Here is a 21,029-nt window from a genome sequence, read left to right on the forward strand (position 1 = left end):
AGCCGCCGGCCGGGTTCTTACCAGGCGTCGCCCTTGAGGGTCGTCAGGTCGGCTTCGAGAAGCTCGAGGTTCTCGGCGGCCGAGCCGCTGCCGGACAGCGTGTTGTGCACGGCCGTCCAGAACTTCGAGGACACTTCGTTGTACTTGACCTTGGCGGTCGCCGAAGGACGCGGCACCGCGTTCTGGAAAATCGGTTTCCAGTTCGGCATGAAGGGCTGTGCTGCGGCAACATCCTTGTCGTCATAAAGATCGGTCAGCGTCGGCAGATTGGATAGCTCGATGGCGCGAGCCTTCTGAACGTCCTCCGACGCCAGGAATTTTACCAGTGCGATGGCTGCTTCCTGTTTCTCGGAATATTTCGAAACCGCCAGGTTCCAGCCGCCAAGCGTCGAGGATGGCTTGTCGCCGGCCGCCGCAACCGGCAGCGTCATGACGTCGAACTTGCCTTTCACGGCACTGTCGGCACCATTGCCGAGGGCATAGGCATAGGGCCAGTTACGCATAAAGACGGCGTTGCCTGTCTGCCAAACACCGCGCGATTCTTCTTCCTGATATGCGAGCACGCCGGGAGGTGAGATCGTGCCGATCCAGCCCCTGGCGCGATCAAGCGCAGCCGCCGCCTTTTCATTGTTGATCGAAATTGTCCCGTCTGGCTCGACAATCTGGCCGCCGCCCGACGACTTCACCCATTCCAGCGCGTTGCAGGTCAGCCCTTCATAGGAGTTGCCCTGGAAGACGTAGCCCCAAAGGTCCTTCTGTCCGGCTTGGCGTTCCTTATCCTGAACTTCCTTGGCGGTCGCGGCCATCTCGTCCCAGGTCTTTGGCGGCAGCTTGCCGTATTTTTCAAGCAGGTCCTTCCGGTAAAACAACGCCGGAGCATCGGTAAACAGCGGCAGTGCCACCAGTCGGCCGTTGACCGTCTGCGAGGCAATGATCGATGGGAAGAACTGGCCTGCTACATCCTTGGTAGCTTCCTTCAGATCGATGAACTGGTCTGCAAGCTGCGGCGCCCAGATGACATCGGTCTGATAGACGTCGATGTCCTTGTTTCCGGCGGCAAGCCACAAGCGATATTGCGAAAACTGCTCACTACTCGATGACGGCATGGTGACGAGTTTCACCTGATTGCCGGTTTCCTTTTCGAAAATTGCGAGCTGCTTGTTCAGGAATTCGACGTTTTTCCCGGTGGTGTTCGCGGCAAACGAAATTTCTGCGGCGTGAATGGGGCCGGCCGCGAGAGCAAGTTCAATCGCGGACAAGGCCAGAGCAAACTTTTTCATAATCTCCTCCCAGAAATTGAAATCGATTTGGCAAACGGAACATTGCAGAAGGCATTGATGACGTCAAGACATCAAAACCAGCTTCTGAAGGTTGCATTTGTATGATAATAATAACCATGCTGCCCGGATAAGGGCGTACATTCGGCATCCGCAGCCGACATTTCAACGTCACATAATTGAAACCGTTTTCAATTTGAACTGAATCAGCACTTGCCCGTTGCGCATCATCAACGCATCGTCCATTGATTTCCCGGACAAAGAAGACATCGATGAAACTTCGTGAATTTGCAAAGCAGCTTGGGCTTTCTCCGACAACGGTCAGCCGCGCACTTAGCGGCTATCCGGAGGTGAGCGAAACCACGCGCGCCCGGGTTGCGAGCGAAGCAATGCGGCTTGGCTATCGCCCCGATATCAATGCCGTGCGCCTGAAGACCGGAAGAGCCGGAGCGATCGGCGTCATGATGGGGCGTTCAGGAGAAATTCATTTTGCTGAGTTCGTGTCGGGGATGGCGCAGCGCCTGGAAACGACCGATACGGATATTCTCATCACACCTATTACCGCGCATAATGATGACGACGAGATACAGGCCTACCGGCGCCTGGTCGAAAGCCGGCGGGTAGACGCCGTGATCATTCATTCGCCACGCCCCAGGGACCCGCGGATCGAAATGCTGAACAGCCTCGGCGTGCCCTTTCTGGTCCACGGCCGCTCGGAGACCGAGCACGTTCATGCCTGGCTCGATATCGACAATGAAAATGCCGTGCGCAGAGTGACCGAACACCTGCTTGATCTCGGACACCGCCGCATTGCGATGATCAATGGGCTGCGGGGCAAGACCTATTCGATCCATCGAGAGCAGGGTTTTCGGATCGCCCATCAGGAGCGTGGGGTCACCGCAGATCCCAGCCTGATGGTCTGCGATAAATTCTCCGACGAGAGCGGCTTTCGCCATGCCCGCTCTTTTCTGGAGAGCGCCAATGCCCCGACCGCCATCATTGCCGGTTCCACGATGACAGCGCTTGGTGTCTACCGTGCCGTCCGTTCGCTCGGGATGACGGTGGGACAGGATGTTTCCGTCATCGCCCATGACGACGTGTTCCCCTATCTGACGGCCGAAAATATGGTGCCGTCGCTCTCGACCACACGGTCCTCCATGCGCGCTGCGGGCACACGCTGCGCCGAGCTGACACTACAGCTTATCGCCGGTCGCCCCGCAGAAGAGATCCACGAACTGTGGCCTGTCGAGCTGATCCTGCGGGAAAGTACCGCGCCGCCGCGCTGACTTGAGCAACCACTCGATGCACGATTGCGCTCCAGTCGAAGTCCATCAGCCGGCGTCGCGCCGCACTCCACCATTCGCGCGCACCAGCGCCATCAGCATCGGGCCGATCGCAAATTCACCTCTCTCGGTCCTCCGGGTGAGATCGCGGAGATAACCGCCGGGCGAATTGATATGCCCGCCCCTTTCCAGAATGCAGGCGATCACCGTCGCGGCGTTTTCCGGCCCCATGCCGGCGCAGGCTTCCTCATAGGCCGAGGGGCTGACGCCGAGCATCGAGCGGACAACGACCGCAGCCGACATCAGGTCGCGCCAGTTGCCGATCGTTCCGCCTGGCCCATAATCGAGAATTTGCGGGCAGGCCTGAAGAACCAGACCAAGCGGGAAGGATTTCAGCGTATGTCCCGCCGCCGGTTCAGCCGCGCCGGATTTCCTGCCGCTCATTGCGTCGGCAGATGCCGAATGTTTCAGCCCTTGCTCGTCTTGCGGCCCGGCGACAGGTCTGTTGTCGGCCACCGGCTTCGCGCCCTGCTTCGTTTCGAAGGCTGGTTCAAGTTCAGATATGGAGTTGGGGTTTGAATTCTGTTTGTGGCGCTCAGTTTGAGACTCATTGGCGTCTAATTTTTGTAATTTTATATGTCTTTCCAGCAGGTTGATGGCTTCTTCGCGCAGCAGCCCCATCTCGTCGAGCAGTGATGCCAATTCCTCGGTCCCTGCGATACGCGGAATCCTGCGAACAAGATCGCGAAACATCAGCGACATCTGCTCCCAGTCGCCAGGCACAGCTTCCTCGATCGCTGCTGCGATCAGCTTCGAGATATCCCGCCGGCACACGGTGAGGCGCTCCCTGGTCGCCCGGATGAGCTCTCGGTCGGCAACCACCTCGGCGGCCAGGTTTTCGATTTCGACCGCGCGCGCCAGCAGTGGCGCGACGCTGAAGCCGAAAGCCTCATCGATCTCCCCTTCCCTGTCGCGGCGCGCATAACGCTTTCCGTTCGGGCTGTCCTTGCGCAGGATCAGGCCGGCCTCAACCAGCACGGCAAGATGCCGCCGCAGCGTTGCCGGCGTCATTCCGCGGGCGCGAAGCGAAAGCTGCGCGTTCGAGGGAAAGACGATCAGGCCGTTTTCCTCGGAAATTTCGTCGTGGGGATAGAAGGTCAACAGCGCATCGAGCACCGTCAACGCCCGGTCGGTCACGCCAAGCGCCGGCCGCGCTTCGCAGATCGCCCTGAACAATTTCCACTTGCTGCGTCTCATTCCAGGCTCGATCGTCTCGGCCAGTTGCTGGCTTGCCAGCATGCCGAGCGACATCGGCCGCCGACCAAAGGGCGTCGTCACATATCCACTCTCCATTCGCCTTCACCTTCGTTCAGGCAAAAGAAAACAGTCCACCAATTTGGTGCCTAAGACGCTTGACTGTGATTCGTGGAAATGCGATTCTCGATGTGCTTAAGATCTGAGAAGGGCTTCCACGACGGCGTCGTCGTTGGGGGCCTTTTTCTTTTGCGCGTTACGCTCCTCTGTGCTTTTTGAATTCCTGGAACAGGCCCTGCAGCCGTTCCTGGACGAATTGATCGAAACCGGGCGCGCTCTTGCCGTCGAAGATAAAGGTGGCGCCGGACGCTGTTTTCTTAACGGTCACCGGCACGCCGCTGACCTCGGATTTGACGACTGCCGGCTTAGGCGCCGCGACCCTCTTCGTTGACAAAACGAATGCCCGGTGAAATCGTTCGTCGCTCGACATCCTGCGCGCGTCGTCCGCGGACAACTCCGCGATGATCTTGTCGACATCGGCGTTTTCCAGCCGCTCGCCCAGTTCCAACCATCGCCGCCGTCCGATATCAGGCGCAGCACCTATGGCGTTGATGAGCGCCAAGGGCACCTGCCGTATCACGATCAGCATTCTCGACAGCGCCGCCTTGTCGACGCTCAGCGCCGCCATGATGACGTCGCGGGCAAAGCCGCGTTCCTCGAGCCGCGACGCGAAGAGCGCGCGCTCGATATAGGAGAGATTGGTGCGGGCGCTGTTTTCCTGGCCCTGGCTGACGACCAGCTGGCCGTCGGTCAGATCGCGGACGACGGCGCGCACCCTGATGCCGATCTCTCTCGCGGCCGTGAGGCGCCGATGGCCATAGGCAACCTGATAGCGGCCTTTGGCCTCCGGATGCGGACGCACGAGGATCGGGACCTGCTGCCCATGCTCGCGGATCTGCTCCACCAGCTCGGCGAGTTCAGCCGCGTCGATCGCTAGGCGGTCGCTGACGAAAGACCCGTCGATCAGTCCGGGGTCGAGCTCGACAATCATCTGGCCAGCAGCAAGCTGCCGCTCCAGCTCGCTGGCACGCTCCATCTTCTCGGTGATGTTGCCGAGCGTCTTGGTAATGCCGCCGACCGGCCCGCCACTGCGCTCCTGCGGTACGAAGCCGGCAATCGGGCGATTATCACGTGGCGCGACCGCTTCCGCCCTTGCCGAGCTCGGTGCGGAAAATTCGATGAGGTTCTTGCGCGCCATCCTATCTCCTTCCCCAGGTGGAGCGAATATGCGCTTCGATCTCACCATTCACGAGGTTCAGCGACTCCAGCGCCCGATCATAGGTTCCGCGTGTGAACTGCGACCGCTCGACTTCGTAGAGGGTCTGCTTGGTAACGCCGGCATCGGAAACGGCCGTCGACTTCACCATGGGATTGTGGAGCATGCGATTGCCGAAGATCGCCCGCATGAAGCCGGTCATCTGGCTCTGCGGCCCGTCATTCGGCTCGAACCGCGTCACCAGATAGCGCATCCAGTCGTAGCTGGTGCGCCCGCCGGCCTTCTCGACGACAGACATCAATTCGCTCGTCATCGTCAGGAACTGCGACATCGACATGACGTCGAGCATCTGCGGGTGAACCGTGATCAGCACCGAGGTCGCGGCGCAGAGCGCCGACATCGTCAGGAAGCCGAGTTGCGGCGGGCAGTCGACAACGACGATGTCATAGAAGCTTTCGATATCGGTCAGCGCCTCGCCGATGCGGGCGAAGAACATCGTCTCCGCCGTGCCCGATGCCATGGCCTTCGGCGTCTCGTGCTCGAATTCCATCAATTCTAGATTGCCGGGAATGAGATGCAGGTTCGGCGTATAGGTGGCGCGCACGATGTCGGCAATCGGGCGCGGATCGTCATAGCGGATCGCGCCGTAGATCGTTTCGCCCTCGCCGACGTCGAACTCCGGCTGATGGCCGAACAGCGCGGACAAGGAAGCCTGCGGGTCGAGATCGACGGCGAGTACGCGGTAGCCCCGGAGCGCCATGAATTGCGCGAAGTGAGCCGCGGTCGTGGTCTTGCCCGAGCCACCCTTGAAATTCATCACCGAGACGATCTGGAGCTTTTCGCCCGGCCTGCGGGCCGGCACATATTTCGGCGTTCCGTTCCGCTCGTCGAGGACGCGGCGGATCCGGTCCATGTCGGTTGCGCTATAGAGCCGTCGTCCGTTTGCCAGCGGATCCGGACCATGGCCGTCGGCCGCCACCTGCCGGAGATAACCTTCGCCGATGCCGATGAAGGCAGCGGCTTCCGCCGGCGAAAATGTCCTGATCGTCTTTTGCGACAACGGGGGAAAGATTTTGGCCTGATGCTGCTGAAGTTGATAGGATAACTCCTGCGCATCTGTTGCCAGAAGCGACGGGAGATGCTCTTGATCGTCTTGGAGAGCAAGACTCGGCTGCATATTGGTTTTCCCACGTAACTGCGCAATTTTTAACGAAAGCGCTTCAGTTGCGCAGTTGCTATATGCCCCGATTCGTTGGCACTTTACAAACGCTTAACTAAACAGCACTGTTCAGATCCCAGACGGTGAACGGAGCGAGATAGATTTCATGGCTTTGCCAGCCATCTCGACGGCGACATTCGACTGGCAGGCCGGTCGGATTTCAAGTAGGGCTGAAAGCCCGTGAAGCTTCAGAATAGCATTCCCCCGATCACTGTGGCCCGGATATCCCGATCGTGTCTCTACTCTCCTTTTGGAAGACGATTTCAACGAGTTCGATCTCCCGATAATCGGCAACAACGGCAAGCTCTGCGAATTCGCCGAATACTGGTCCAAGGCGGCCGACCGCCTGATCCACGAAACCGCGATCGAGACGCCGGTAAGCTTCATTGTCCACTCCAGGCTCGAGGCGTGTATACTTACCTCAAAGAAGGACAATACTTCTTCTCCGACAGCGGGGTCTCGTGTGGGCTGGGTCCGAATTGCCCGCCTTGCCGAACGAAGTAGTCGGGCCGTTGAAATGATGACAGTCACCTCGAAGCGGGCACTCGACCAGTCACGAATTGCGGTAGAGGTTATCAGCCGCTTTGCCCCGCATCAGGCCAATACTAGAATCTTCAGCGCTGTGTGCGAGAAGCTGGGTATCCCGACTGCGAACACGGTGAACACGATCGGCGATTACGGCAATCGTCCGCCACGACCATTCCGCTGTCGCTGTCGATTGCCAATGAGGAGCGCCGGTTTGTTCCAGGAGAGACGCTCCTTCTGGCTCGGCGGGTGCCGGACTGACGGGGCGGCGGTGGTCCTGCGATTTTGATCCGGCGTTGCAGTAACGCAGGCGCGCTACTGCCGGTTGGCTGGGCTGCGGCCGTAAAGCAAAAGCATGGCGATGATGACGATGCCGTAGATGATCTGCCGCCCTGCCTCCGGCATCTGCATGACGGAGAGGATCGATTGCAGCAGCGTAATCAGGATCACGCCGGCGACGGTGCCGAGATAGGAGCCCTTGCCCCCGAGAATGGAGGTTCCGCCGAGGACGACGGCGGCGATCGAGGGCAGAAGATAAGCATCGCCCATGGATTGCGCCGCTTTCGAGGCATAGCCAGCAAGCAGCGCACCGCCGAAGGCGCTCAGCGCCCCTGAGGCAATGAAGGCGATCATGACGATCCGGCGGGTATTGATACCGGAAAGATAGGCGGCACTCTCCCGATTGCCGATACCATAGACGGACCGGCCGAATGTCGTGCGGTTAAGGACGAAGACCGTTGCAGCGCCGACGACCGCCCAGATGAGAACGGCATTGGGTAGCCCGGGCAGAAGGAAGCCGGTTGCCAGATAGCGCATCGCAAATGTTGCCGAATCCTGTGGTGAGAAGCCGCCAGTATAGACGACCATCAGTCCTTGCGCGACGGCGTTGGTCGCCAGCGTGATGATCATCGAGGGGATGCGCAAATAGGCGACGCCGATCCCGTTGGAGAGCCCGATCGCCATGCCGCAGGCAATGCCGAAGGGAATGGCCAGAGCCTCGCCGAGTGGCCCGTAAGCGGCAGCCGCGCACGCCATCATTCCGCCGACGGCGACAGACCACGGTACGGAAAGATCGATCTGGCCGAGCAGCACGACGATCATCATGCCTGTGGCGATCACGCCAAGAAAGGATGCGACCTTCAACTGCTGCAGGAGATATTCTGGCGACAGGAAACTCGCCGAATAGAAACTGCCGATGATGAGCAGCAGGAAAATGCAGGCGAAGGCGGTGGCGATGGCCGGGTCCAGCCGATGCATGAACTTGGAAAGCCGGGTCACTGAGTGTTCTCGCATTAGGTTGTTCATCCGAACCATTCCAGGCGATTGCGCACACGGAACAATGCGAACGCGCCAAGGCTCACCGCGACGAGCAGCACCACACCCTGGAACAGCGGCTGCCACAGCGGATCGAAATCGAAGACGAAGAGCAGGTCGCCGATGGTTCGGAAGGCGAGGGCTCCGAAGATTGCGCCGATCGCGCTGCCTTTGCCGCCGAACAGGGATACGCCGCCGAGGACCACCGAAGCGATTGAGAACAGCGTATAGGCATTGCCGCTCGCAAAGGCTGCCTCGCCGGTGAAGGTGAAGAAGGTGAGGAAAAGCCCGCCAATCGACGCAAGAAGACCGGCGAGCGCATAGGCGGTAAATTTCGCGCGGCGGATGGGCAGGCCGGACATATAAGCCGCGATCTCCGATGAACCGGAGGCATAGGCTGCCCGCCCGATCAGGGAGCGGCTGAACGGTACCCATATGACGAGAACGACGGCGATGAGAGCGACAAGGCTGGCCGGCAAGAGGTCGAAGACCTTGCCGGTCATGACGTCGGCCAGTTCCTCGTTGACCGATCCGCCGGGAAAGGGTCGCAGCAGGAGGGCAATGCCGAAGAACACAGCGCCGGTGGCGATCGTGGCAACGATCGGCTGCAACCGTCCATAGATGACGATCAGGCCGTTGAGCGCGCCGCAGGCAAGACCGGTTGCCAGGACGGCCATCACCCCAAGAGCAGTTTCAAGCGGCGAGCCGAGCACGAGCCAGGAGGCCAGCGCATTGGTCAGGATGAAGATCATGCCGACCGAGAGGTCGATGCCGGCGGTGATCACCACCAACGTCTGAGCCATCGCGACGAAGGCAAGCAGCACGCCCTTGTTCGCCGCGGTCTGGACGACGTTGGCCGTCAGTCCGGCGGGATGATTGGAGACGTAGATTGCAAACATGACGAGGAATATGCCGGCTGCCATCAGCGTGCCGCGCCGTTCGCCCAACCGGTAACGCCACTCCGTCATGCCGCGCTCCCCACATTCTCGCTGCCGACATTCAGTGCGCTCGCCACCAGCGCATGCTCGGTGATGCCGTCGCCCTTCAATTCGCGTCTGATGCTGCCGTTGTAGAAGACGAGAACGCGATCGCAGCAGCCGATCAACTCGCCGTAATCCGTCGAATAAAAGAGAATGGCTGCTCCCGCTTCGGCCAAGCGTCGCAGCAACTGATAGATCTCCTGCTTGGTGCCGACATCGATGCCGCGTGTCGGATCGTTGAGCAGAATGATCCGCGGCTTGCGCATCAGCCACTTGGCGATGACGACCTTCTGTTGGTTGCCGCCGGAGAGCGCTCCTACCGGAATGTCGAGACCTGCCGTCTTGATCGCCAGTAGCTGTACCATCTCCTCGATCAGCCGTTCTTCCTTTTCCTGATCTATCACCCACGCTCTGGACACCCGGTCCAGTACCGCAAAGGATAGATTTTCCCGGACCGTCATCGGCAGCATCAAGCCTTCCGTCTTGCGGTCCTCGGGGATGAGCGCCATGCCGATCTGTCCGGATTTTGCCGCTGCCGGGCTTGTGAGCGTAACCGCCTTGCCGTCGACAAGGACGGAACCTGTGGTCCCGCGCAGGACGCCAAAGAGCGCAAGCAGCAGCTCGCGCTGCCCTTGTCCATCCAGGCCTCCAAGGCCGACGACTTCACCACGACCGACAGTGAGTGAAATGTCGTGCAGCGTATCCGCCCAGCCGAGCTTGCGGCATTCCAGGACCGGACGAACTTCATCCTTCGCAACCCGTTCCGGTTTCGGCGGAAAAGCGCGGCTGTATTCCCGTCCGATCATCATTTCGACGATCTCGCCATCGCTGCGCGTGGCTGCCGGGAAACTCGCCACATTGCGGCCGTTGCGCAAGACCGTGCATTGATCCGCCAATTCGGCGATCTCCTGCATGCGATGAGAAATGTAAAGGAGTGCCAGCCCTTCGGACCTCAGCCGCCGCAAAACGGAGAAGACCTCGGCGACATCGGCTGCCGTCAGTGCCGACGTTCCTTCGTCAAGAATGAGAATGCGCGGTTTCCAGGCAAGCGCCTTGGCGATCTCCACCAGTTGTCGGCGCGAGAGCGGCAGGTCCTTGACCAGCTCGCGCGGATGAATGTCGCTGGCGCCTGCCCGCGCGAGCATCTCCTCGGCGATGACGCGTTGCGCCTTCCGGTCAATCAGGCCGAAACGGCGCGGCGGAGCGGCGATAGAGATGTTGTCAGCAACGCTGAGGTCCGGGATCAGCGAGAGTTCCTGAAATACGCAGGTGACGCCGGCGGCGGAAGCCTCGGCCGGAGAGCGGAAGGTCACCGGATGTCCGTTGAGCAGCATGCGGCCTTCATCCGGCGCGACGACGCCGGCCATGATCTTGATCAGCGTGGATTTGCCCGCCCCGTTCTCGCCGAGAATGGCGTGGATTTTCCCGGCTTCCACGGCGAGTTTGGCGTTTTCCAACGCATGCACGCCGCCGTAACGCTTCGATACACCGCTCATCTCAAAGAGCGGGGTTGCCGCCGTTTTTTCTGTTACCGTCATGAATGTCCTCGGGGCAGGTGTTTCTCGCGCGCCGCGGGCAGAGCCGCGGCACGCCGCTCAAGCGATCCGGTTGGACCCCGGCCTATTGGTTTTCCTTCGACTGCCCCATGATCTCCTGTGCGGTGAAATTGATGCCGCAGGTCGGAAAAGCGTTGCCGACGAAGAAATTGTCCGACTGATCCGGATAGTAGTCCTGGCCCTCCTTGAAGTTCGGGTCTTCGACGATTGCCAGCGGCAGCTTGATGGACTGCGGCACGACCTGCCCTTCAAGTGCTGCGATCGCCGTCTTGATTGCAACTGCCACCTGGGCAGGCCCGGTGCCGGCCGAGGAGCATTTCAGGCCCTCGCCAGCATATTTGGCGCAGAACTTACGGAAGCCGTTCTCGGTTTCGCCACCGAACGGCACGAATGGATGTTTGGCATCGATCATTGCCTGCACGACGCCGGTATCGCCGCCTTGCGCGGTGATGCCATCGAACTTCTTGTGCACGGCTATCGCGTCGGCGGTGGCCTTCTGTGCCGTTGGGTCGTCCCACTTGCCTAGTACTTCGACCACATCCCACTTCTTGCCCGTGGCATCCAGGGTTTCGTGTATGCCGTTGTGGCGGTCGGTATCGACTGACGTTCCGGCAACCCCGCGCACCTCGAGAACTTTGCCGCCGTCAGGCAGGTGCTTTGCTAGCCAGTTCGCCCACAACACGCCGAGGCCCTTCTGATCGACGTTGACGTTGATTGCGTCTTGCGTATCCAGAATATTGTCGAAGGCGACCAGGACAACGCCGGCCTGCTTGGCGCGCTTGATGACGGGTCCGAATGCCGTCGGATTCTGGGCATTGACGACGATGGCGTCGTAACCGGAATCGATGAAGTTGTTGATCGCCGAAATCTGCGCCGGCACGTCTTCACCGGTGGAAACGACCTTGAACTCCTTAAGTTTGGCGGCGACATCCGGCTGAGCGGCATAGGCTTTCGCCGTCTGGATCATCTGAATGCGCCAGGTGTTGGCGATATACCCATTGGCGAGCGCGATGCGATACGGTCCGTCTTTCTTGGGAAATTTGAAGAACTTGGTATCCGCCGTCCACGGCACGAAGCAGTCAGGGTCGGCCGCAGGCCCGCTGACAATTTCCGGTAGGGCAAGAGCCGTGGAGTGGGAAAGCGTAAATACAGCCGCGGCGAGAAGGCCGCCGACCAATGTCTTGTACATCGAATCCTCCCATTTGTTGCCATGTTCGGATCGGCATCGAATGGGTGTCGGAATCATCGACTGTCCGCTGCAGTTTGTTCTGCAGTCGGTTGCCGGTCCGGCAATGCATGTCGACACGCTATCCAAATGACGCCGGATGGGCTCCTCCCGAGGGCGTCACGCAGCCGATGGTAGCGCTGCCAATCATGATTGTAAAGAAGCACGCAATGACCTGATTAACGCGGATTCTCAGGCTCAACCGGAGCAGATAGGGTCGCTGGGGCCTGTCCTGAAGCTGCTCTTTTGCCGCCGCGAATTGACTTCACACGATGCCGTGGCACTGGAGCTTGTCGCAGCAACGAAATTGTCCGATGCCCTGCCTCGAGCGGGCTCGAAGGCACCTAAGTCGCCCAAAGCTGCTAGCAAATAGCGACATTATGGAGCAGCTGCCACAATATCCAAGCGAAGGGCTGATGCTACCGTGGCACTTGCTACATAATGCCGCAACTATGTCGGCGCTGCTGAAAACACTAGCGGTTCGAATGGCAGCATCAAATTTCTGCCTGGCCTTCGAGGTAGAAGACGCAAGAACCCTCAAGCTCGACGCGCTCGCCTAGAGTACGGCAACGTAGCTCACCACCACGCGCGGAGGCCTGGAATGCGCGTAGGCTGGTTTTGCCGAGCCGGTTTGCCCAATAGGGCGTGAGCGCACAATGCGCTCCGCCCGTGACCGGATCTTCAGGAATGCCTTTGGCGGGGGCGAAATAGCGGCTGACGCAGTCATAACCATCGTCGCCCGGTGCGGTGACAATCAGACCAGCCCGACCAAGAAGGGTGACTACCCCGAGATCCGGGGCCAGTTTCCGAACCTGTTCGGCAGTTTCCAGGACCGCGAGATAGTTATGCTGATCCACCAAAGTCTCGGTCGGGTTCTGCCCGATCGCCGCGGTCAGCGCCTCGGGCGTGGAAGTGGCAAGCATGGGCCGAGCCGGAAAGTCCATGACGTAGCTGTCCCCCGAACGGGAAACGACGAGCGGGCCGCTCGCGGAATGAAAGGTTACGACCTCCCGACGCGGCTCAAGCCGCTCAAGAACCACAGCAGCGCTTGCGAGCGTGGCATGGCCGCATAGAGGCACCTCAACGGTCGGCGTGAACCAACGCAAACGATAGTCGGCGCCGTCACGAACCAGGAATGCGGTCTCTGCGAGATTATTCTCGGCGGCGATGTCCTGCAGACACGCATCATCGAGGAAGCTTTCGAGGATCATCACGGCAGCCGGATTGCCGCCAAAGCGCCGCCGCGTAAAGGCGTCTACCTGGAAAATCTGTACCAACATTAAGGTCTCCGTTCATTTGCTCCCAGACAGCCGCTGATTGACCAGCAGTCAATTCGCTTGTTGTCGCCGTGACAATTTCAAGGAACACGTCGATGCTTTGTGGCACTTGCTCCATAATGCCGTAAAATAACCCCATGGTGTTCACCCCCGCGAGAATGCGGGGCTTTTTTGTTTGGCATCTACTGGAACCGCACTACAAATCACGGCGCCCCATAGTGCGACTTTAGTCCGTCTTTCTATGGCTAAGATTCAAGATAGATTTTCTTCATCCTTGTCGAGAGGACGCCAGGGAGGTTTTAGCAATGTTGCTGCGTATCCAGTCAGAACCTCCCTGGCGAAGCAAATAACACTTGCCAAGATGAGTTAAACTATGTTCACCACCGCAGTGGAACCTAGTCAGTCCCTCTTTCGTTGAAGTAACAGGAAGCACGGGTGTTCCTCCTGTGCGATCCGTTGTCAAGACTCGCCCCGCTTCGGCGGGGCTTTTTTTGGCATTGTATCGGAACCGCGTTGGTACAATAAAGTTAACTCACCGGATCGCGAGAGAAAGCAAGTAACGTTCAGATCGCACAATGCCCTTTCTCTTAGCGATCCACCCCATCCCAGAGTTGGGTCGTGCGGAGGTAAGTTTCCCGGTCTGCTCCCAAAGCCACGCTCCGCGCGGCCCGACGCTTTCGATAATTCAAAAGGAGTAGGGATAAAGGAGGGTCCGTTGGTTTCCACTGAGAACTGACCAGTATTTCCAACGAGATCTGACCCGCCTTTTATGTGTGTTTCGGGTCTGTGTTTGCGGTCAAGGTCGTTTCACGAACGTTGTCGCTCGCGGAGGGACGAGCGGATTTCTTGAGGAAAATTGGCAGGCGATCATCGATCTGGAAGGCGCGACAATGTCCTCTAATTTCGGTCACGCTCACCTCGACGAGCAGCAGTAAAAACTCGACTAGCCTGCCTAATCCCTGTTCGCAACGAGTGGCAAGGTCCCGTCATTCGGATGGCGGGATTCAGCCTGTCGTGCGGCGGAGACGAGACGTCGCCTTGCGCGGATCGAATGCCATTGTTGGTCGATCAGGACGCCGATGAGAATCACGCCACCCATGACGGCGAAGTTCAGCGACGAGGGAATGCCGAGCAGGTTCACAAGGTTTTGCAGCTCTTGCAGCAGGACCGTACCCAGCACGACCCCGACGATCGATCCCTCACCGCCGCGGAGTGAAAAGCCGCCGAGCACGGCGGCGGCGATCGCGTAGAGCTCGTAGAACTGGCCATGGCTCGCCGGCGAGATCGACCGCGTGTACATGGCGAAATAGATCGCCGAAAGCGCCGTAAGCAGTCCGCAGATGACATAGGCCGTCATAACCAAACGGTCGGTCCGGATACCTGAATAGCGAGCAGCCTCTTCGTTCTTTCCAATCGCGTAAAGATAACGGCCGAACACAGAGCGATGAAGCACCAGCCACATGGCCACGGCAATGACGACCATAGCAATGAAGGTGCTCGGAATGCCATAGAGCCGCCCCGCGGTCAGAAACTCAAGCTCCGGAAAATTCTGGCCGAAAGCAAATCCCGCCGTTCCGTCGGCCGTATAGAAGCGCGCAGCCCCGCGATAGATCAGGAGGCCGCAGAGGGTGACGACGAATGGCTGCAAGTTGAGCCGGGTGATGAGCCAACCGTGGACGGCCCCTATGACTGCGCCGAGCAGGAGAACGAGCGGCAGTGCCAACGTCCAGGGCATATATTGTACCGCAATGAAATCGACGAACAGTACGCCAAGAAGCGCTACGAGCGAGCCCACCGAAAGCTCGATACCGCCCGTAATGATGACAAAGGCCTGGCCCATCGACAGGATGCCGAACAGACCGATCAGATTGGCGGTGTTCGCAAGGTTGATCGGCAGCAGGAAGCGCGGGTTGATGATGGCGACGACGACGCCGACAACGACGATCAAAAGCAGCAGTCCAAGATCTTTCTTGATCATTCGAGACCCATCCCCCGATACCAATTCATAATGGCCGCAGCCGCTATTTTACGCTTTTGCCGACGGCAAGCAAAAGGACGTTTTCCTGGCTGAATTCGTCCTCTTCGAGAATGCCGGCAATCTGACCCTCGTGCATGACGGCGATGCGGTCAGAAACGCCAATCACCTCTTCCATGTCGCTGGAGATCATCAGGATCGCGACACCGGCATCGGCAAGCGCTCGCATCAGGCCATAGATTTCGTTCTTCGCGCCGATATCGATGCCGCGTGTCGGCTCATCGAAGATCATTACCCTCGGGCTCATCGACAACCATTTGGCCAGAACCACCTTCTGCTGGTTGCCGCCGGACAGAGTGCCGGTTCGCGTCGAAACGGAGGGCGCCTTGATCCCCAGACGAACACGCTGCTTTTCAGCGGCCTCGATCTCCCGTTCAGCGGAGACCATGAAGCGGCTGGAAATCCTGGGAAGATCGGCAAGCGTGATGTTCTGGGCGATCGGAAGATCTAGAAGAATGCCATTGCGCTTGCGATCCTCCGGCACCAGAAAGATGCCGCGGGCGACAGCGTCTCGGGCAGAACCGATCGCAATTTGGCGTCCGTCCTGCAGAATGGCTCCGCCGTAACTCCGGTCGATGCCGAAGAGTACCCTTGCAAGCTCGGTGCGGCCAGACCCGACGAGGCCTGCAAGCCCTAGGATTTCTCCGTACCTGATTTCCAGGTCAACGGGGCGGCTGGGATAGGCCTCGGTGCGCACGCCGCTTACCTTCAATGCGACCGGGCCTGGCGAACGCTGCGGTTTTGCCGTCCGGGCCGCGAGCAACCGGCCGATCATCAGCTTGACCATCTGATCATGGCCAATGTCCTTCTTTGCGAGCGTACCCACGAGCGCGCCATCGCGCAAGACGACCACCCGGTCGGCTACGCGCTCAACCTCGTGGAGACGGTGCGAGATGAAGATCACACTGATACCATCCGCTTTAAGCGATTTGATGATGTTCAGCAGCCGCTCGGTTTCGGCAAGCGGCAGGCTGGACGTGGGTTCGTCGAAGATGACAAGCCGAGCCTTGATGGACAGCGCCTTGGCGATTTCCACCATCTGTTGCTCGGCAAGGGAAAGCAACGCAACGGGTGTGTCGGCGGAAAAATGTGCTCCTACGCGCTTCAAGAGCGGGGTCACCATCTCTCGAAGCCGAGCGCGATCGACAAACTTGAAAGGTCCCGCTTTCAACGGTTCACGGCCCAGGAAGATATTGGCGGCGACGTCGAGATTGTCAAAGAGGTTGAGTTCTTGATGCACGAAAGCGATGCCGGAGGCGATGCTCGACTCCACAGTGAGGTGGCGAAGTTCTACGCCGTCGAGCAGGATCGCCCCCCGGTCCGGCGCGATCACACCGCCAAGAATATTCATCAGCGTCGATTTCCCGGCCCCGTTCTCGCCAACCAAGCCGATGACCTCTCCCGGCACGATGTCGAGCGACAACCCCTCAAGCGCTACGACGCCTGGAAAAGTCTTACCAACGCCGGAAAGCGAAAGGAACGGCGTTGCAGGCGCGTCCGGTGGCGGGATGTCTGAGCTATGATTCATTGCCTGTCCATGACTGCGGGTGCTGCGGCATGAAACGTCCTTCGCGGCGGGGAGTACCCCCGCCGCGAAAGAGAATTACTTTCCAGCCATGGCCTTCAGGTTAGCGGCATATTTGTCGACGTCATCCTTGCCGATGATCACCGTCGGAATGATGATCAAGCCGTTGCTGGGAACACCTGATTTGTCGCCTTTGAGGTAGGCGGCCATCAGCTTCATCCCCTGATAAGCCCATTCGAACGGCTGCTGCACGACGGTTGCCGCGACCGTGCCTTCCTTGACGCCGCCGAGCGTGATCGGATCGTCGTCAAAGCCGACGACAGTGATCTGACCAAGTTTTCCGGCGTCGCGTAGCGCCTCATAGATGCGTGGCGTGTTATAGGAGTAGAAGCCGACCATGCAGGTCACGTCCGGGCTGGCCACCAGCGCATCCTCGACATTCTTTTTTGCGCGTGTCTGGTCGATATCGTCGCCGCGCACATCTGTCAGCTCGATCTTCGTGCCCTTAAGCCCATCCTTCATGCCCTGAATGCGTTCCTTGGCATTATCGGCTCCGAGGAGCCCGACAAAACCGATGCACTTGCCGCCATCCGGCATTGCCTTCTTCGCGATTTCGGCCGCCTGCAGACCGGCGTCGATATTGGATGAGCCGATATAAGCGACGCGGTTGGTCTGCGGCGCGTCGCTGTCGGTCGTGAAGAGAGCTGTTTGTGAGCCGATCTTGTTCAAGCCCTCGGTCTGAGTCTTGGGATCGACTGCGGAAACCATGATCCCCTTGACCCCAGCACTGACCAGGTCTTCCATCAGGCGCTGCTGGATGGCTACCGATGCCTGCTCAGGGTACTTCAGCTCCAGTTGGTAATCTGGCAATTCGGCCTGGGCCTTCTTCACGCCCGCTTCCGCAGCTTTCCAGAAGTCGGACGCTCCGTTGACGACGAAAGCAAGAGTCGGTTTGTCGGCGGCATCGGATACTGCAATCGGCGCCGCGCTCAGTATCAGCCCGGCAAGGAACAAGGCTGCATTCCGTTTCAGCTGTTTCATAATATACCTCCCGAGGGGCCGCAGTCGCATGGGCCCGTTTGCGAATTACGGCCGGCCGAATGCGCGCCCCCTCCCAGGGCCGCCGCAAAAAGCGACGAGTGGCATAGGTTCCGATCGCCCCCTGACGGTATACAAGAATCTTATTTAGTAAATAGTATTATCAATGCGCATCAAAACAATTCATCGCGGAACAGTGAGAATGAAGTTTTTCGGCGAGGATTGGCAAGCATTGCAGGCGCTCGCGCAATTGCCAGCACTTCCGGATAAATGCTAATATTAATTACCTAAATTGCAACTTCTTCCAAGATCCGGAGATCATTCCCCCGAATGCGAAAGCCTAAGACCCGAAAGAATCCTGAAATGGATAAGCCCGCCCGCGTGACCATGATGGACATTGCCGCAGCGGCCGGCTGCTCACAGGCTGCTGTTTCCTTCGTGCTCAACGACACGCCCGGCACCCGCATCTCACAGCAGACCCGCGACCGCGTATTGGAGGCGGCGCGCGCCCTCGGCTACATGGGAACAAGCTATACCATGAAGGCCTCTTATTCGGGCCTGGACAACGTGATTGGTTTCGCCGTGGATCAGCTCGCTACCAGCCCGGAAGCGATCGTCGCGATCGAGGGCGCCCGCCAAGCGTCGTGGAATACGGGCAACGTGCTGTTGGTTACCCAAACGCTCGGTGATCCCGTCATGGAGCCAAAAGCAATCAGGGCCCTGACGAACGGGGGCATATCCGCACTCATATACATGACAATCTATACCAGAGAGGTCCAACTCCCTTCTTATGTCTGTGAACTCAACATCCCGACGGTATTGTTGAACTGCTACACGGCGGATCATGCCTTTCCAGCCGTGGTGCCAAGCGAAATCGCCGGAGGCCAGAGCTCCACCCGGCATCTGATCGCGCACGGCCACCATCGCATAGGGACGATAACTGGTGAAATCTGGATGCAGGCTGCACAAGACCGGCTGACGGGATACCGCCGTGCACTGGCGACCGCCGATATACCCTTCGATCCGGAATTAGTCGTTGAAGGCGACTGGTCGGCCGGTGCCGGCTACGCCGCTACGATGCAATTGCTTGCCTTGCAGGAACCCCCGACCGCGATTTTCTGCCAGAACGATCGCACTGCCGTGGGATGCTACGAAGCGCTCAAAGATGCTGGCCTTCGCATTCCCCAGGACATGTCGGTGGTCGGTTACGACGACGAAGAAATTTCGAGACATCTGGTACCGGCACTGACCACTTCGGTCCTTCCGCACCTCGCCATGGGTCAGTGGGCGATTGAACATCTCAACCAGCAGACCATGCCCGGCAAGCGCTATCCAATTACGAAGCTCGAATGTTCGCTGGTCAATCGTCATTCCGTCGCTGCGCCAAGGGCCAAGGCGCGGCATATCTTCGATGGCGCGCAAGCGCCGAGATAGGCACGAGAAAAGCCCGGCGGGCGTGACACGGGCTGAAGCATGGTGCCTGTCTCGGACGCATCATGCTCTAACTATCATTAGAACAGGATCAACGTTTGGTGTGACCCCGCCATTCGCCGAACCCTCACAAACCGGGCGCTATCAATTGCAGCGAGGGGAAATAGCTGCTATAGCGGCCGACATCTCGCGTCAGGAGCGGCAGCTGCTGCACGGCGGCATGAGCGCCGATAAAGAAATCGGGAAATACGCCGGTGCGCGTCCCGCCTGCTTTGCGATATTGCGTGAAAACCTTGCCGCAAGAAACAAGGCGGGGTTCGGCATCGGCACCATCTCGAGGGCAGCCTGTTCCACAAAGGCCTCCAGGGCCTCGATACTCGCGGCTTCGAGCTGGGCAATAGACCAGTCCGCCCATTCCGGATGGTCAGTTACGAGGTCCAGGAGCACATTGGTATCAACGAAGGTCACGTTTTCCCGCGCGTCAAAGCCATGATAGCATCGGTATCGAGGCCCTTGCCGGCTGGCCGCGCAGCTTCTCGAAGCGGCTCGCCGGCCGTTTCTTGTCGGCGCGCGTCAGAACCACACTGCCGTCGGCAGCACGATGAAAATCGACCTGGCTGCCAGGAACGATGCCAAGCAAGCATGTCCCGTACAGGCTTCGGAATGGTCACCTGCCCTTTCGCAGCAATGGTCGCGGCCATAGCGAACGCCTTCTGTGTAATACTCTCCAAGAAGAAGGTATTACTTCATTCATTCGGCAAAATTCAAGATGGCCGCTAAGCCGCCATCGACCGGTAGAGCCATTCGGAGAGCTTCTGGGTCGCCACGCGCGCGCCGACATGAGGCAGCAACACGTCACCGGTGAGTTCGACGCCGAAATACGAGGTGGAAGGATCGGCGATCACCTGTCGCTGGTCTTCGTTCGCGGCGAGATAGATCCGGGCGATTTCATCGATGCCGAACTGTTCGGGGCCGCCGATCTCGATGATGTTGCCCAAGGGATCTCCTGTCGCCAGTTCCGCCAGGAGTGCCGCGACTTCATGAGCCGCGACCGGCCTCGCGGAGGCCGGAGGCAAACGAACGACGTTGCCCTCGGCGCCGATGTCGATCACGCCGTTGATGAATTCGTAGAACTGCGTCGAGCGGAGAATCGTGTAGGGACGGGCCGAGGCCCGAATGAGATTTTCCTGCACCGCTTTCGCGCGGAAATAATCGCTTTCGACCAGGCGCGGCGTGCCAACGACGGAAAGCGCGAGATAATGCCGGACGCGGGCTTCCGCCGCGGCTGCGAGCAGGTTCTTCGTCGATGCCTTGAAGAAATCGAACGCCGAATTATCGCCGAAGGAGGCGGCATTGGTCACATCGACAACGACTTCGGCACCTGTCATTGCCGCTTCCAGGCCCTTGCCGGTCACCGTATCGATGCCGAGCGACAGCGATGCGGCCGCGACGTCGTGGCCCGAGCGCCGCAGATCCGCCGCCAGTTGCGTTCCGATAAGGCCGCTTGCTCCCGCTACCACGATTTTCATCTCGGCCTCCTCTGTTGCATCGTCCTCGTGCTTGCGCGGACGGAGAATGACCAAAACGCCGAGCGCCTTCCATCATGCCTGAGGTCGAACGTCCGAGACGCAGGGCATAGCGAAGCCAGCCCAAAGTTTAGGATGCCTCATCGGAAACACAGAAGGCTACGCCAGGGGCCGAAAAATCGGCTCCATTCCCGCGCAATGCATGGGTTTCCATGAGTTGCGGTTGTGGTGCGGCAAGATTACGGTTCCAATATGAGCGCGCCGGCCCCGAAATGGAAAACAACTGCT

General features: G+C 59.3%; 16 protein-coding genes and 3 pseudogenes. 4 read left to right on the forward strand and 15 right to left on the reverse strand.

The window, feature by feature from the left end; translation table 11 throughout:
• Window positions 1–17 precede the first annotated feature (17 nt).
• Complete coding sequence (locus tag AMK00_RS28485; protein WP_064812547.1) at window positions 18–1,280, reverse strand: ABC transporter substrate-binding protein; 1,263 nt, start codon at window positions 1,278–1,280, stop codon at window positions 18–20.
• A gap of 269 nt (window positions 1,281–1,549) precedes the next feature.
• Here AMK00_RS28485 and AMK00_RS28490 point away from each other — a divergent pair, with 269 nt between their 5' ends.
• Window positions 1,550–2,563: a substrate-binding domain-containing protein gene (locus AMK00_RS28490; protein ID WP_064812548.1), complete on the forward strand. Its 1,014-nt coding sequence runs from the start codon at window positions 1,550–1,552 to the stop codon at window positions 2,561–2,563.
• A gap of 45 nt (window positions 2,564–2,608) precedes the next feature.
• On the opposite strand, the gene repC is transcribed toward AMK00_RS28490, so the two are convergent.
• The 3 genes from repC to repA form a co-directional block, all read right to left on the reverse strand.
• On the reverse strand, window positions 2,609–3,913 hold the full coding sequence (gene repC / locus AMK00_RS28495; protein WP_064812549.1) for a plasmid replication protein RepC: 1,305 nt from the start codon (window positions 3,911–3,913) through the stop codon (window positions 2,609–2,611).
• 157 nt (window positions 3,914–4,070) lie between these two features.
• Window positions 4,071–5,072, reverse strand: a complete 1,002-nt coding sequence (gene repB, locus AMK00_RS28500) for a plasmid partitioning protein RepB (RefSeq protein WP_064812550.1) — start codon at window positions 5,070–5,072, stop codon at window positions 4,071–4,073.
• A gap of 1 nt (window position 5,073) precedes the next feature.
• Entirely contained in the window at window positions 5,074–6,267 is a 1,194-nt protein-coding gene (gene repA, locus AMK00_RS28505) for a plasmid partitioning protein RepA (RefSeq protein ID WP_064812551.1), read from the reverse strand.
• 307 nt (window positions 6,268–6,574) lie between these two features.
• Here repA and AMK00_RS33355 point away from each other — a divergent pair.
• Window positions 6,575–6,759: pseudogene (locus tag AMK00_RS33355) on the forward strand (nucleotidyltransferase); the annotation flags it as partial.
• A gap of 70 nt (window positions 6,760–6,829) precedes the next feature.
• Window positions 6,830–7,123, forward strand: coding sequence for a 3-oxoacyl-[acyl-carrier-protein] synthase III C-terminal domain-containing protein (locus AMK00_RS31660; RefSeq protein WP_237350542.1), 294 nt, complete (start codon window positions 6,830–6,832; stop codon window positions 7,121–7,123).
• 26 nt (window positions 7,124–7,149) lie between these two features.
• Here AMK00_RS31660 and AMK00_RS28515 read toward each other — a convergent pair whose 3' ends face one another.
• The 8 genes from AMK00_RS28515 to AMK00_RS28550 form a co-directional block, all read right to left on the reverse strand.
• The gene (locus AMK00_RS28515) at window positions 7,150–8,139 is read right to left on the reverse strand and encodes an ABC transporter permease (RefSeq protein WP_123876266.1); all 990 of its coding nucleotides are present in this window, start codon (window positions 8,137–8,139) and stop codon (window positions 7,150–7,152) included.
• Window positions 8,136–9,116 (reverse strand): ABC transporter permease, encoded by a 981-nt coding sequence (locus AMK00_RS28520; RefSeq protein ID WP_064812554.1) that lies wholly within the window; start codon window positions 9,114–9,116, stop codon window positions 8,136–8,138. Before AMK00_RS28520 ends, AMK00_RS28515 begins: the two co-directional genes overlap by 4 nt.
• Complete coding sequence (locus AMK00_RS28525) at window positions 9,113–10,666, reverse strand: sugar ABC transporter ATP-binding protein (protein ID WP_064812555.1); 1,554 nt, start codon at window positions 10,664–10,666, stop codon at window positions 9,113–9,115. The genes AMK00_RS28520 and AMK00_RS28525 overlap by 4 nt, the downstream gene beginning before the upstream one ends.
• A gap of 82 nt (window positions 10,667–10,748) precedes the next feature.
• On the reverse strand, window positions 10,749–11,873 hold the full coding sequence (locus AMK00_RS28530) for a sugar ABC transporter substrate-binding protein (protein WP_064812556.1): 1,125 nt from the start codon (window positions 11,871–11,873) through the stop codon (window positions 10,749–10,751).
• Between the two features lie 530 nt (window positions 11,874–12,403).
• Window positions 12,404–13,189 carry a PhzF family phenazine biosynthesis protein gene (locus tag AMK00_RS28535; RefSeq protein WP_064812558.1) on the reverse strand — a complete coding sequence of 262 codons (786 nt, stop codon included), beginning with the start codon at window positions 13,187–13,189 and terminating at the stop codon, window positions 12,404–12,406.
• Between the two features lie 949 nt (window positions 13,190–14,138).
• A complete protein-coding gene (locus AMK00_RS28540) occupies window positions 14,139–15,164 on the reverse strand; it encodes an ABC transporter permease (protein ID WP_064812560.1) in 1,026 nt (341 codons plus the stop codon).
• Between the two features lie 43 nt (window positions 15,165–15,207).
• Complete coding sequence (locus AMK00_RS28545; RefSeq protein WP_064812562.1) at window positions 15,208–16,749, reverse strand: sugar ABC transporter ATP-binding protein; 1,542 nt, start codon at window positions 16,747–16,749, stop codon at window positions 15,208–15,210.
• A 75-nt stretch (window positions 16,750–16,824) separates the two neighbouring features.
• Entirely contained in the window at window positions 16,825–17,787 is a 963-nt protein-coding gene (locus AMK00_RS28550) for a sugar-binding protein (RefSeq protein ID WP_011428525.1), read from the reverse strand.
• Between the two features lie 327 nt (window positions 17,788–18,114).
• Between AMK00_RS28550 and AMK00_RS28555 the strand changes: the two genes are divergently transcribed.
• Entirely contained in the window at window positions 18,115–19,218 is a 1,104-nt protein-coding gene (locus AMK00_RS28555) for a LacI family DNA-binding transcriptional regulator (RefSeq protein WP_064812564.1), read from the forward strand.
• Window positions 19,219–19,342: 124 nt separating this feature from the next.
• On the opposite strand, the pseudogene AMK00_RS28560 reads toward AMK00_RS28555, so the two are convergent.
• The 3 genes and pseudogenes from AMK00_RS28560 to AMK00_RS28570 form a co-directional block, all read right to left on the reverse strand.
• Window positions 19,343–19,683 (reverse strand): annotated as a pseudogene (locus AMK00_RS28560) (type II toxin-antitoxin system VapC family toxin).
• Window positions 19,680–19,916, reverse strand: a pseudogene (locus AMK00_RS28565) (AbrB/MazE/SpoVT family DNA-binding domain-containing protein). Before AMK00_RS28565 ends, AMK00_RS28560 begins: the two co-directional pseudogenes overlap by 4 nt.
• A 75-nt stretch (window positions 19,917–19,991) precedes the next feature.
• On the reverse strand, window positions 19,992–20,744 hold the full coding sequence (locus AMK00_RS28570; protein ID WP_064813187.1) for an SDR family oxidoreductase: 753 nt from the start codon (window positions 20,742–20,744) through the stop codon (window positions 19,992–19,994).
• Window positions 20,745–21,029 lie beyond the last annotated feature (285 nt).

The sequence above is a fragment of the Rhizobium sp. N621 genome, assembly GCF_001664325.1.
GTDB lineage: Bacteria > Pseudomonadota > Alphaproteobacteria > Rhizobiales > Rhizobiaceae > Rhizobium > Rhizobium esperanzae.

Excerpts from the sequence above, each read along its gene's own strand:
- AMK00_RS28485 (WP_064812547.1), bottom strand. The coding sequence starts at position 1,280 with ATGAAAAAGTTTGCTCTGGCCTTGTCCGCGATTGAACTTGCTCTCGCG.
- AMK00_RS28490 (WP_064812548.1), top strand. The coding sequence starts at position 1,550 with ATGAAACTTCGTGAATTTGCAAAGCAGCTTGGGCTTTCTCCGACAACG.
- repC (WP_064812549.1), bottom strand. The coding sequence starts at position 3,913 with ATGGAGAGTGGATATGTGACGACGCCCTTTGGTCGGCGGCCGATGTCG.
- repB (WP_064812550.1), bottom strand. The coding sequence starts at position 5,072 with ATGGCGCGCAAGAACCTCATCGAATTTTCCGCACCGAGCTCGGCAAGG.
- repA (WP_064812551.1), bottom strand. The coding sequence starts at position 6,267 with ATGCAGCCGAGTCTTGCTCTCCAAGACGATCAAGAGCATCTCCCGTCG.
- AMK00_RS31660 (WP_237350542.1), top strand. The coding sequence starts at position 6,830 with ATGACAGTCACCTCGAAGCGGGCACTCGACCAGTCACGAATTGCGGTA.
- AMK00_RS28515 (WP_123876266.1), bottom strand. The coding sequence starts at position 8,139 with ATGAACAACCTAATGCGAGAACACTCAGTGACCCGGCTTTCCAAGTTC.
- AMK00_RS28520 (WP_064812554.1), bottom strand. The coding sequence starts at position 9,116 with ATGACGGAGTGGCGTTACCGGTTGGGCGAACGGCGCGGCACGCTGATG.
- AMK00_RS28525 (WP_064812555.1), bottom strand. The coding sequence starts at position 10,666 with ATGACGGTAACAGAAAAAACGGCGGCAACCCCGCTCTTTGAGATGAGC.
- AMK00_RS28530 (WP_064812556.1), bottom strand. The coding sequence starts at position 11,873 with ATGTACAAGACATTGGTCGGCGGCCTTCTCGCCGCGGCTGTATTTACG.
- AMK00_RS28535 (WP_064812558.1), bottom strand. The coding sequence starts at position 13,189 with ATGTTGGTACAGATTTTCCAGGTAGACGCCTTTACGCGGCGGCGCTTT.
- AMK00_RS28540 (WP_064812560.1), bottom strand. The coding sequence starts at position 15,164 with ATGATCAAGAAAGATCTTGGACTGCTGCTTTTGATCGTCGTTGTCGGC.
- AMK00_RS28545 (WP_064812562.1), bottom strand. The coding sequence starts at position 16,749 with ATGAATCATAGCTCAGACATCCCGCCACCGGACGCGCCTGCAACGCCG.
- AMK00_RS28550 (WP_011428525.1), bottom strand. The coding sequence starts at position 17,787 with ATGAAACAGCTGAAACGGAATGCAGCCTTGTTCCTTGCCGGGCTGATA.
- AMK00_RS28555 (WP_064812564.1), top strand. The coding sequence starts at position 18,115 with ATGCGAAAGCCTAAGACCCGAAAGAATCCTGAAATGGATAAGCCCGCC.
- AMK00_RS28570 (WP_064813187.1), bottom strand. The coding sequence starts at position 20,744 with ATGAAAATCGTGGTAGCGGGAGCAAGCGGCCTTATCGGAACGCAACTG.